This is a genomic window from Enterococcus malodoratus (genome assembly GCF_027659535.1).
Lineage (GTDB): Bacteria > Bacillota > Bacilli > Lactobacillales > Enterococcaceae > Enterococcus_A > Enterococcus_A malodoratus.
On the sequence record NZ_JAQDPG010000005.1, the window covers coordinates 58,368 to 70,546 of the forward strand.

The following is a 12,179-nucleotide window of genomic DNA, read 5'->3' on the forward strand; positions in this document are numbered from 1 at the left end:
CTCCTAAAATTTCACTAGGAAATGTAGACTAGTTTGCGACAATTTTGCGTAAAGCTTTTTCCGCCGCATCTTGTTCAGCCAATTTCTTCGATTTGCCTTGTCCTGATCCAATCATTTGATCATCAGCATATACATCAATCGTAAAGATTCGTTCGTGTGCAGGACCTTCTTCATTAACCAATCGGTAATCAATCGTGACATCGCCGCTCTTTTGCAACACTTCTTGCAAGCGTGTCTTGTGGTCCATCTCCCGAGTAAAAACTCCAGCTTCAATTTTTGGAAAAATCACAGTCTGAATGAAGTTTAATGCTACATCATAGCCTTGATCCAAATACAAAGCACCCAGAAAAGCCTCAAACAGGTCACATAGGAGCGCTGCACGATCCCGTCCACCAGAATTTTCTTCCCCTTTGCCTAACATAATATACAGATCGAAATGACACTCTTTCGCAAATTTCGATAAACTTTCTTCACGTACGATCGCCGAACGCAGACGTGTCAAACGTCCTTCCGGCAAATTTGGATAATGGTGATACAAATAGTCCGATACCTGAATTTCTAAGACAGCATCCCCTAAAAATTCTAACCGTTCATTATCTGAAATATTCATGTTACGGTGTTCATTCACATATGATGAGTGGGTAAACGCCTGTTCTAATAGGTTAACATCGTGAAAGACGATGCCGTAGTTTTCTTTCAATTCATTGATCAACTGTGTATCCATGGGCTCATTCCTTTTTTTGAGATTTCCATCACGCTTCATTATACTGTTTTTTCCCCAATTTTTAAATCAGAAGTCGTGATCGTAGGAAATTTTCAAAAAATGATCGAATTTTTTCTTCTCCTCGTCAAAAAAATGCTAAAGTAGAAAAAACGACCGGAGGAATTACGATGGAAAAAATTTCTGACGCATTAGTGATTATTGATTTGCAAAAAGGAGTTTGTTTCGGTGAACAAACAATTGATCATTTCAATGACTTGATCACACTCGTCAATCAGCGTATAAAGCTTTATCGCGACCAAGATAAGCCGATTCTTTTCATTCAGCACTGCGACGAAGACTTAATTCCGAATTCAGCAGCTTGGGAAATCGTAGATGAACTTGCTCGCAAAGACAGTGATATTGTTATTCAAAAGACTCATGCTAATTCCTTCTATCACACTGACCTGCAAAAGGTATTGCAGCAACAGCAAATAAATAAGCTGGAAATCTGCGGAGCACAAACCCAATACTGTATTGATACGACCGTAAAATTTGCTCATGGTTTAGGGTATCAGTTGACCATGCTGAAGAACGCCTCAACGACTTACGCTAATCGGTTTCTTTCAGCAGCTGACACGATTGCCTTTTATGAGAATATTTGGGACAAGCGCTTTTTGCATTTGATTCAATAAAAAAACTTCGTCTCAGAGGACGAAGCTTTTTTATTCTTTATTTTCCGTACCACGCGACACCTTCATAACGCCAACCAACTTGGGTTAAATTATCTCGTTCATTGGTATTCAGCGTGTAATGGTGCGTGCCTGTTCTTGCATTCGGATTGTAGAGTCGGTATAAAAGCTGTCCGCCTCCAGAATACCAAGAAATTCCCTCATAACGCCAACCGGCCTTTTTTAAACTATCTCGCTCTGAGGTATTTAAGGTATAGTGATGATCACCAGCATTCGGATTGTACATACGATAGACCGGATTTCCATTTTGCGGTGCATTCCAAGCAACGCCTTCATAACGCCAGCCAGCTTGGGTCAGATTATTTTTTTCGTTGTTGTCACGTGTATAAAAGTGTTCCCCGCTATTAGGATTATACAATCGATACATCGCGTCTGTTCCAGCAGGACTCGTATCTGGATTTGATCCTTCTGACGTATCAGCCTGAAAAATCCCAGTATAGTCAGCGGAAACATCAAATGTGCCGTTAACACTTGGAAAGGTCACTAGTGAAGACCATTGCCAAGCTCCATAGGCCGTATAGTAATTATCAGCAGATAAATTATAGGGATACGCCGCTACCCAAATATTTTTATTTCCTAACGTGTTTCCATTCAGCAAACCATTGCTGAGCCAGCCATAACTAGCATAATGTCGCACATTTCCATACCCTAACCGATGTAGCTGATCTGCAAATGAAGCAGAATCATTTGTATGATTTCCTTGATTGACGATACCAGGCGCCTCGATATCATTCACCATTACCGTTGATTTTGCTAATCCAATCCGATTTGCGTATGCCGCGAAATAATTTGCTTCCGCGCGTGCGCTCTCATCTGAAGTGAACCAGCTATAATGATATGCTGAAACTTTTAATCCTGCTGCTTTAGCATTTGCAATCTGGGTAGGTGCGTAAGGATTTTGATAAGACGTACCTTCTGTCAATTTCACAACCACACCTTTTACTCCGTAAGATTTCATCTTTTGAAAATCAGCAACGCTCACATTTCCATTGTAAGATGCGATATCGACAAAACTCTTTGTTGGCAGATTGGTATTTGCTGCGGAAACAGTGGGTAAAGAATACAGTTCTAAATCAAAAAGATTGGTTTCGTTCGAGCTATCGGTTTTATTTAAATCAGAATGTTCTGTCCCATCAGGCAGATAATAACTTCCTGACTCATTCTCACCACCCATTAATGCCGAATCAATTTGTGCATTTTTTTCTTTGGCGGCCTCTTTAGCTTGTTCAACCTTATCTTGAATCTCAGCTTGTGCTTGATTATCTTTTTGTTGTACTGCGGCTTGTTCTAACCCATCTGATTGGGCTTGTTTTTCAACTTGCTGCTGCTCATTTTGCATGGTATTTCCAGCTTCTGGTGCGCGTTCTTCAGCAGATACATTTCCAGAAACAAACAAACCCATCAATAAAAGACTGCTTAAATATAATTTATTCTTAATCATCGTATGATTACTCCAAACATTTCAAGTTGCGTTTACTATACGCCCGTGTTTTCGAGCTGGCAACTTTCGTTCATTTTTAAGCTTTTTTTGTGAGAAAACGTGAGGATTGTGAAAAATTCGTCCGTGGATGATAAAAAAAATGCACTGACTATTGTCAGCGCACCTTGTTGTTAAGCTTGGTTGTTTTCCATAATGTAATCAACTGCAGCTCCAACTGTTTCAATTTTTTCAGCATCTTCATCAGAGATTTCTGTTCCGAATTCATCTTCCAATTCTAAAACAAATTCCATAATACTGATTGAATCTGCATTTAAGTCGTCTTTGATACTCAATTCAAGAGTTACTTTGTCCTTATCAATTTCAAAGTGATTTGAAATTATTTCAGCAACTTTGCTAAATACTTCTTCACGAGTCAACAACATTCACCTCCGCCTGATCAACTAATATTCGTCTATGTTTTACCAGAAGGTCACAGTTCATTTTACTGATGTTTATCTGCTTTGTCTACCTTTTTCGGGAATTTATCTGGTGCTATTTGTCTTTAGGTGTTTCGAAAAACTGGACCAATTGACCTACTACATTCGTCTCTAGCATCAGGTAGATTTGATCAATGGTATTCGCTACAGCTTCCGGACCGGTTGATCCATGCGTTTTAATGACTGGTGCTTTTAGACCAAATAATACAGCACCGCCGTGAGCCGAATAATCTAGCTTGTCTTTTAGGCCATACAAAGTATCTTTCAACATTGCTGCACCTAATTTCCCTTTAAGCCCTGCATCATTGATACTGCCTTTCAATAGACTCATTAAGCCCATAGCTGTTCCTTCGATCGTTTTCAACACAGCATTTCCGGTGAACCCATCCGTCACGACAACATCAGCTACACCATTCAACAGCTCCCGTGCCTCTACATTGCCGATAAAGTTGATACTTTCTTCAGCTTGTAGCAATTTGAATGCTTCTTTCGTCAACTCACTGCCTTTTGTTTCTTCCGTACCGTTGTTCAGTAGTCCAACACGAGGAGACTTGATCCCTCGAACATGTTTCGCATAGAAAGAACCCAAAATCGCATACTGATGAATATGTTCTGCTTTATTTTCAGCATTAGCACCTAAATCTAGCATGTCAAAACCCATATCGCTATTTAAAACGGGCAACGTTGACATTAACCCCGGACGTTCAATTCCTTTGATCCGTCCCACCACAAACAAGCCTGCCGCCAATAACGCTCCAGTATTCCCAGCAGAAAAAATCGCATCTGCTCTACCTTCTTTAACAGCTTGGGCAGCTAGGACCATTGAAGCATCTTTTTTACGACGGATCGCCTTAACAGGTTCATCATCACTATTGATTTTTTCATCTGTGTGAATAATCGTAATATTTTTTTCATTTGTAATATATTGACGAATGGCGTCTTCTTTTCCGTATAATTGAAACTCGATATCTGGATGATTTTTTTGCGCTAACATCACGCCTTCAACGATGGCTTTTGGTGCGAAATCGCCACCCATTGCATCTACAGCAATTTTCATGAAAAGCTTCTCTCCCTTAATTTTTCTACAGTATAGCATACCTAATCGAAATATGTTTCCCCAGTTTCTGTTGGTTCTAATGTCTCTGCCAACGGTTCAAAGGATGGCTGTTCACGCCAATTATCTATCTGCCAAATCTGATTGGCTTCGTCGCGAGCCACTTCTAATACATTTGCATCGTTCACCAGATCAGCAACCAAAAACTGCGGCAAACCGGATTGCCGAAAACCAAAAACTTCACCAGGTCCTCGTAATTCTAAATCTTTTTCACTCAAAACAAAACCATTAGTTGTCTCGGTCATGATTTTCATGCGCTCTTTACCCATTTCATTTTTGGGACTAGCAACCAAAATACAGTAAGAAGCATCAGAACCACGACCAACTCGGCCGCGCAGTTGGTGGAGCTGAGCCAATCCAAAACGATCTGCATCCATAATAAACATGACTGTGGCATTCGGCACATTGACGCCGACTTCAATAACCGTAGTGGAAACCAAAATCTGACTTTGATTATTCTTGAATTCTTCCATAATCGCATCTTTTTCGGTATTCTTCATTTTTCCATGCAAAAGACTGACCTGATAAGCTGGTGCGTAGTATTCCTTTAAATGCTCATAAATTTCTGTTGCATTTTTTACATCCAATGCTTCGGACTCTTCAATCAGCGGACAAATTACATAAAGCTGATGACCAGCCTGCAATTCTTGCTTTGCCCAATCTAAAGTGTGTTCCAGCTGCTTTGGTTTGATCCAACTGGTTTTGACTGGAATACGTCCTGCTGGCATTTCATCAATAACGGAAACATCCATCTCACCGTAGGCCGTAATTGCTAATGTTCGCGGAATCGGGGTTGCTGTCATAAACAAGACATCGGGATGCAGTCCTTTTTCTCGTAAGACTCTTCGCTGGTTCACACCAAACCGATGCTGTTCATCAGTAATGACTAAACCAAGATTAGTAAACTGTACGTCATCTTGAATCAATGCATGAGTACCGATCACCACATCAATCTCACCATTTTGCAGACCGGCTAAAATCGCTCGCCGTTCTTTGGTTTTAGTAGAACCCGTCAGTAACGCAGTTGTCATTTCTAACGGATCAAACAATTGATTTAAACTTTCTAAATGTTGTTGTGCCAAAATTTCTGTCGGCACCATCAACGCTCCTTGGAAGCCCGCTGTCATAGTTGCATATAAAGCAATCGCCGCTACGACTGTCTTACCGCTCCCAACATCTCCTTGCAGCAGACGCTGCATGTGCTTCTTGCTGCGCAGATCATAGCAAATTTCGTTGGTTACTCTCTTCTGTGCATCAGTTAGTTCAAAGGGCAGCTCCTGTGTAAATCGTTTCAATCGTTCCACATCGTAACGAATCGCGATCCCATTTTTCTCGCTGCGTTCGCTCTTCTTCAACCCCTGCATCCGCATTTGGAATAAGAAAAATTCTTCAAAGACCACTCGCCGTTTAGCTTGATGGCTCTCTGTCGGATTTTTTGGAAAATGCATCGCCCGCATGGCTTGCTTTCGCGGCATTAGCCGATATTTTTCCAGCAGATAATCCGGCAAGTTCTCGGTTACCTGATCACCGAACTTTTCAAACGCGACCTTGATCAAGTCCACTAACGTACTTTGACGGATTGACTTGCTCACATGGTAGATCGGTGCATATTCTTCCGTTTGTTTACCGCCTAAAATTTTCATTCCCGTCAAAGACTTACGCTTGGCATCCCACTTTCCATAGACTGCCAACTCTTCGCCAACTTCGACTTTATCCTTTAGATATGGCTGATTGAAAAAGGAGACCATGAAGACCGCATGATCTTGCATCATCCGAAACTGCAGCCGGCTTTTTTTATATCCGAAACGACTAACTACGGGGGCCGAAACGATCACACCTTTTAGTGTAACCTTCTCTTGATCATTGATCTCTAATAGATTTTTTTCTTGAATATCCTCATATCGAAAAGGATAGTAGCTCAATAAATCCTCAATCGTTACAATCCCTAATTCGGCTAACGTTTGTGCTCGCTTTGGTCCTACACTAGGTAAAACCGATACGGATTCTAGAATCCTCATAAGATATCCTCCCTTCTATAATTATTTTATTGATCAAACTAGGAATGACTCTACGTCAAAAATAAAGTACGAATTTTCGTATACAGATCGTTTTTTACTTCATATCTAATTAGATGACCATTCACAAAAAGGAGTGTGCCAGATACTCTTGGCCCACTCCCTCCGACTGTTTTACTTGTTATTCTGCTGAAAGCAAGTATGGATAGACCGGTTGTTTTCCTTCGTGGATCTCAACTTCTAGGTCTGGATGACTTGCTTCAATTGCTTCACTTAATTTTTCTGCTTCGGCCTTTGTACCTTCTTCACCGACAATAATCGTGATAATTTCGATTTCATCGCTGATCATTTTGTTCAAGGTATCTAAAGTTGCTTTGTATCTATCGGCTTCGGAAAGAGCGATCTTTCCATCGATCATACCTAAGTAATCACCTTCATGGATTTCCACACCGTCGATCGTCGTATCACGAATCGCATTGGTGATTTGACCGCTGACTACAGATTCAAGCATCTCAGTCATTGCCGACTTATTATCCTCTAGACTTTGATCGCCATTGAAAGCCAGCATCGCTGTCATTCCTTGAGAGACAGTTTTGCTTGGAACAACGGCTACAGGAATATCTGCGACTTCTGCTGCTTGATCGGCTGCCATAAAGATGTTTTTATTATTCGGTAAAACAATTACTTGGTCAGCATTGACCTCTTTAATTGCTTTTAGAATATCTTCTGTACTTGGGTTCATCGTTTGGCCGCCGCTGATTACGTAAGCCACGCCTAAACTTTTGAATAATTCTTGAACACCTTCGCCAGCTGCAATTGCAATCACTGCATAAGGCTGATGTTCTACAGGTTTCGCTTGAAACTCAGCTACTTCTTCATCATGTTCCAAAATCGTTTCATGCTGCAAGCGCATATTATCGACTTTGATTTTGATCAAGGCACCGAATTTTTGACCATAATTCATCACTTCACCTGGATGCTCTGTATGGACATGGACTTTGACGATTTCATCATCATTAACAACAAGTAACGAATCTCCGATACCATCTAAATAGTTTCTGAATGAATCGTAATCAAATTTACTGTCCACGGTTGGGCCTTCACCTAAGCGAACCATAATTTCGGTACAATAACCGAATTTGATATCCGCTGTTGCTAATTGGCCTTGGATACTGCGATGATGTTCGGCATTGACCATTTCGTCCATTTCGGCTGGACTTGGTTCATACGTATCGTCTGCTTGAAATTCACCATTTAAAGCATTCAAAAATCCTTCGTAAATGAACAATAGACCTTGGCCTCCACTATCGACTACGCCAACTTCTTTCAAGACTGGCAGCATATCCGGTGTTTTATCTAATGCCTTTTTTCCATACTTAACAACGGCGGTCATCACTTCGATCACATCATCCGTTTGTTTAGCCTTACGTTCACCAGCTTTTGCTGATTCGCGAGCCACTGTTAAAATCGTTCCTTCAACAGGTTTCATCACTGCTTTATAAGCTGTTTCCACTCCATGAACCAATGCCTTGGCTAGATCTTCCGCATTTAAGGTATCAACCTCTAAGATTGCTTTAGAAAAACCACGAAATAGTTGAGACAAGATAACGCCAGAATTACCGCGTGCTCCCATCAATAGGCCTTTTGCTAACACGTTAGCCAATTCGCCGACTTTTTCTGAAGTAGAATTGACCACGGCAGTTGCGCCACTGGTCATTGATAAATTCATATTGGTCCCAGTATCGCCATCAGGCACGGGAAAAACGTTTAATGAATTGACATATTCTGCATTGACTTGCAGACGTTTAGCGCCAGCCTCTACCATTTCTTGGAATTGACTCGCGCTGATTTCTGTTACCTTCACTTACTTAGTCCTCCTTAAGAACACTGCCCTTAGTCAGGCAGAACACGTACACCTTGAACATAGACATTCACTGAGTTTGCTGTAACCCCAAGCATCGTTTCCAAATTATATTTCACTTTTTCTTGGACATTGCGCGATACTTCTGAGATCTTCGTGCCGTAGCTGACGATCGTATAGACGTCGACCGCGATACCGTTCTCTTCTTGACGTACAACGACGCCGCGTGAATAATTTTCTTTTCTTAAAATTTCTGTGATATTGTCTTTGATTTGATTTTTACTAGCCATACCGACGATACCAAACACGTCAGTAACTGCACCGCCGACAACCGTCGCGATGACGTCGTTTGAAATTTCGATCATACCAGTCTGTGTATTGATTTTCACAGCCATAGTTGTTAGCCTCCTTAAATAGGCCTAATCGCCCATTTTTTCTACTATAACAGTTTATCATAGCCCTATGACAAATAAAAGAAAGTTCCATTGCGATTTGCTGATAAGACGCTCCCTGCTTGCCGCAATCTTCTGCTAACTTTCTTGCATCAAAACTTTTGTTAAAATTTTTACGCTAACAGAGTATAATTTACCTGCAAATCCTTTGAATGTCAATCTTTCTAGAAAAATTCACTTGCTAATCTTGTCATTCTATGCTAAATTGTTTTAGTATGAGCCAAAGAAGCGCTCCAATCAAGGCAAAAGGAGGAAACAACACATGGCAAAAGTTTGCTATTTTACTGGTCGTAAAACAAGAAGTGGAAATAACCGTTCTCACGCTCTGAACGCTACTAAACGTACTGTAAAACCTAATTTACAAAAAGTTCGCGTATTAGTGGACGGAAAACCTAAAAAAGTTTGGGTCTCAACTCGTGCTTTGAAATCTGGAAAAGTTGAGCGTGTTTAATATTATCCAATCAAACCGTTCTTGAAGAACGGTTTTTTATTTTGTCCGTCTACTTTATCATTCACGTAATTTTAGAGGAAATTGTTCACTTTTCGTTCTTTAATTTCAGCCTATACATATTTTTTAGTCATTCTAAACATAATAGAAAAAATGAGTACGACGCTTATCCAGAATAAGCGTCGTACTTTCTTTTATTTATTAAATTTTTGAAAAAAATTTCCAAAAGGTTACGGCTCTTTCACAGCTCATTCACAATATTTCATTCCTTCTATGGTAAAATTTGGATAGTCTGTTGAAAGAAGTTTGGTGATTTTTATATGAAAAACTATCTTAAAGAAAATCGTTGGTATATATTGGCCAGTTTTTTCCTGCCGCTTGCGCTCATGGTGATCGTCTATTTGACGATCGGTATTTATCCTGGATCTAGCCGCAGCGTCTTAGCCAGTGATGCCTTCTCACAATTTTCAAATTTCCACGCAAGTTTTCGGAATATGCTTTTAGGCAAACAAGGCCTTTTTTATAATTGGAATGCCTCCATGGGATTGAATTACCTCTCACTAGTTTCCTATTATCTCGGCGGCTTTTTTACGCCATTAGTAATTTTCTTCCCGAATCAGCTGATGCCTGATGCTCTGTACTTTTTGACGTTGCTGAAAATCGGCGCAGCCGGATTAGCATTCTGGTTTTATGCCAAGGGCAGCTTTAAATTACCTGATTGGTCACGAGTGGCTTTAAGTGTCACCTATGCTTTGATGTCTTTTGCTATCGCACATTCTGAGATTATTATGTGGCTAGACGCCTTTGTCTATCTGCCTTTAATCATCCTAGGAATCAATCGTGTGATGGATCTGAAAAAGCCGACCGTACTTTTTGTTTCCTATTTAATGTTGTTTTTAACCAGCTTTTATATGGGCTTCATGATCGGTGTCTTCTCGGTACTGTACTTCATCGCTCGCTTGATTACAAATTGGAAACTATACAAAAAAAGTATTGTTCCTTATGGTGTCACCTCATTGTTGGCCGGTTTTGCTTCCATGATCATGATCTTGCCATCAATTCTTGATTTGCGAGCAAATGGTGAAGAGCTGTCGCAAATTTCCACTTTCAAAACGGAAGCGACTAGCTGGTGGGATTTTATCGCCAAAAATTTGATTGGATCCTATGATACGACGAAATACGGGTCGATTCCCTTTATTTATATTGGTCTCTTGCCGCTGGCTTTATGTTTATTTTTCTTTATCTGCAAAAAGATTCCTTGGAAAAATAAAATTGCCTACGGCGCAATTGCTGCAATTTTAATCGCTAGCTTCTATATCCAACCCCTGAATTTATTCTGGCACGGCATGCATGCTCCGAACATGTTTTTATTCCGCTATGCGTATTTGCTCTCATTTTTAGTAATCACGTTAGCTGCTTGGGGCTGGGAAAAATTAGATCATGAGAATATTTTACAACTGGTCGCCGTTTGTCTCTTGCTAATTGCACTCTTTGCGATTTTCTGGGGCATGAAAGGGAAAGACTATAATTACCTTAAAAATATTTCACTCTATATCACGATCGGCTTCTTAGCCGTCTATGCGCTGGTCCTTACCGGGCATTATTTCAATAAGATCCCTTTGAAAGTACTCAGCGTTCTATTACTGCTATTAATGTGTACCGAGGCTTTTATTAACAGTGATTTTATGGTCCGAGGTGTCCTAAAAGATTGGAATTATGCGTCACGCAGTCTTTATACTCAGCCATATCCTTCAATTAAAGCTTTAGTTGATGAAACAAAGGATGAAAATAAAACTTTTTATCGCATGGAAAATCTTGATCCTGTCTCTTCCAACGATGCCTTTAATTATGGCTACAGCGGAGTTAGCATGTTTTCATCCATTCGGAACCGCCATTCCTCTGGCTACATGGATCAATTAGGTTTTCGTTCAAGAGGAACCAGTCTGAATATTCGTTACCAAAATAATACCTTATTAGCCGATGCTTTCACTGGGATTAAATACAATATCGCCAAGGCGAAAAACTTGAACAAATACGGCTTCAAGAAAACGAGTACTGTTGGCGAATACAATCTTTTTGAAAATAATTACGAATTGCCGTTGGCCTTTACTGCTCCTCGGAGTATTGATAAATTGCAGGCCTCTCCAAATGACAATTTGGGTACACAAACACAGTTATTCAATGCTTTATCACAAGAACAGTTCCAATACTTCCAGTTCTTGCCGATGACACAAGTAGATACAAAAAACGCCATCGTCACCAACGCTGGCAATATTACGACGATCACGGAAAAACAAGGCAATGTCGCAAAAGATGTTTCTTGGCGCGTACAGGTTCCGGCAAATACGCAGGCTTACTTAAGTCTCTATCCTTACGACTTCGCTGAATTAGAAAGTTCGACTGCCACCGTCACAGCAAACGGCCAGACACGGCAAGCTCAGATTGGTATCAGCGGACAGTATTACGATTTGGGCTACTATCAAAAAGCCACGACCGTCACTTTCACGGCCAACTTTTATGGCACAAAGACAATCAGTTTCCAAAATCCGCAGGTTTTAGCTTTAGACACGGTAGCCTATCAACTAGCTGTCGACAAGATCAAAGACAACGGTGTAGATATGAAGGTGGGCAACCGCAGTGCTGAAGGAACAGTAAATGCTAAAGAAGCTCAGACGTTGATTACGACAATCCCCTACGACGAAGGCTGGACTGCCAAAGTAGATGGTAAAAAAGTAGACACAAAAGCGTTTCAAAATGCGTTTGTCAGCATTCATGTACCAAAAGGAAAACACAAAGTAACCTTTAGCTACTTGCCTAAAGGCTTCATCGCTGGTGCAGTTTCTTTCATTGTTGCCATTGGACTGTTTATCCTTTATCTTCGAACGTTAAAACCAAGAGAAACACATCGTCATTCCTAACT

Annotated in this window: 10 protein-coding genes; 3 read left to right on the forward strand and 7 right to left on the reverse strand. The window is 40.6% G+C overall.

Features of this window, described 5'->3' with window-relative positions; all coding sequences use genetic code 11:
• Positions 1-28: 28 nt before the first annotated feature.
• A complete protein-coding gene (gene rnc / locus PGP85_RS09370) occupies positions 29-724 on the reverse strand; it encodes a ribonuclease III (protein ID WP_010742798.1) in 696 nt (231 codons plus the stop codon).
• 167 nt (positions 725-891) lie between these two features.
• Here rnc and PGP85_RS09375 point away from each other — a divergent pair, with 167 nt between their 5' ends.
• Positions 892-1,395 (forward strand): cysteine hydrolase family protein, encoded by a 504-nt coding sequence (locus tag PGP85_RS09375; RefSeq protein ID WP_090407582.1) that lies wholly within the window; start codon positions 892-894, stop codon positions 1,393-1,395.
• Between the two features lie 37 nt (positions 1,396-1,432).
• Here PGP85_RS09375 and PGP85_RS09380 read toward each other — a convergent pair whose 3' ends face one another.
• The 6 genes from PGP85_RS09380 to PGP85_RS09405 all read right to left on the reverse strand — a co-directional run bounded on the left by PGP85_RS09380 (position 1,433) and on the right by PGP85_RS09405 (position 8,754).
• Complete coding sequence (locus PGP85_RS09380) at positions 1,433-2,893, reverse strand: GH25 family lysozyme (protein WP_270327269.1); 1,461 nt, start codon at positions 2,891-2,893, stop codon at positions 1,433-1,435.
• A gap of 170 nt (positions 2,894-3,063) precedes the next feature.
• Positions 3,064-3,309, reverse strand: a complete 246-nt coding sequence (gene acpP / locus PGP85_RS09385; protein ID WP_034708719.1) for an acyl carrier protein — start codon at positions 3,307-3,309, stop codon at positions 3,064-3,066.
• Positions 3,310-3,424: 115 nt separating this feature from the next.
• Positions 3,425-4,426, reverse strand: coding sequence for a phosphate acyltransferase PlsX (gene plsX, locus PGP85_RS09390; RefSeq protein ID WP_010742794.1), 1,002 nt, complete (start codon positions 4,424-4,426; stop codon positions 3,425-3,427).
• 41 nt (positions 4,427-4,467) lie between these two features.
• Entirely contained in the window at positions 4,468-6,501 is a 2,034-nt protein-coding gene (recG, locus tag PGP85_RS09395) for an ATP-dependent DNA helicase RecG (RefSeq protein WP_270327270.1), read from the reverse strand.
• A 178-nt stretch (positions 6,502-6,679) separates the two neighbouring features.
• Positions 6,680-8,362, reverse strand: a complete 1,683-nt coding sequence (locus PGP85_RS09400) for a DAK2 domain-containing protein (protein WP_270327272.1) — start codon at positions 8,360-8,362, stop codon at positions 6,680-6,682.
• 29 nt (positions 8,363-8,391) lie between these two features.
• On the reverse strand, positions 8,392-8,754 hold the full coding sequence (locus PGP85_RS09405; protein WP_010742791.1) for an Asp23/Gls24 family envelope stress response protein: 363 nt from the start codon (positions 8,752-8,754) through the stop codon (positions 8,392-8,394).
• Between the two features lie 319 nt (positions 8,755-9,073).
• On the opposite strand from PGP85_RS09405, the gene rpmB reads away from it, so the two are divergent.
• On the forward strand, positions 9,074-9,262 hold the full coding sequence (gene rpmB / locus PGP85_RS09410; protein ID WP_010742790.1) for a 50S ribosomal protein L28: 189 nt from the start codon (positions 9,074-9,076) through the stop codon (positions 9,260-9,262).
• Positions 9,263-9,579: 317 nt separating this feature from the next.
• Positions 9,580-12,177, forward strand: a complete 2,598-nt coding sequence (locus PGP85_RS09415) for a YfhO family protein (protein ID WP_270327275.1) — start codon at positions 9,580-9,582, stop codon at positions 12,175-12,177.
• Positions 12,178-12,179 lie beyond the last annotated feature (2 nt).

What these genes read in the sequence shown, in the direction of transcription:
- rnc (WP_010742798.1), bottom strand. Translation starts at nt 724, where the DNA reads ATGGATACACAGTTGATCAATGAATTGAAAGAAAACTACGGCATCGTC.
- PGP85_RS09375 (WP_090407582.1), top strand. Translation starts at nt 892, where the DNA reads ATGGAAAAAATTTCTGACGCATTAGTGATTATTGATTTGCAAAAAGGA.
- PGP85_RS09380 (WP_270327269.1), bottom strand. Translation starts at nt 2,893, where the DNA reads ATGATTAAGAATAAATTATATTTAAGCAGTCTTTTATTGATGGGTTTG.
- plsX (WP_010742794.1), bottom strand. Translation starts at nt 4,426, where the DNA reads ATGAAAATTGCTGTAGATGCAATGGGTGGCGATTTCGCACCAAAAGCC.
- recG (WP_270327270.1), bottom strand. Translation starts at nt 6,501, where the DNA reads ATGAGGATTCTAGAATCCGTATCGGTTTTACCTAGTGTAGGACCAAAG.
- PGP85_RS09405 (WP_010742791.1), bottom strand. Translation starts at nt 8,754, where the DNA reads ATGGCTGTGAAAATCAATACACAGACTGGTATGATCGAAATTTCAAAC.
- rpmB (WP_010742790.1), top strand. Translation starts at nt 9,074, where the DNA reads ATGGCAAAAGTTTGCTATTTTACTGGTCGTAAAACAAGAAGTGGAAAT.
- PGP85_RS09415 (WP_270327275.1), top strand. Translation starts at nt 9,580, where the DNA reads ATGAAAAACTATCTTAAAGAAAATCGTTGGTATATATTGGCCAGTTTT.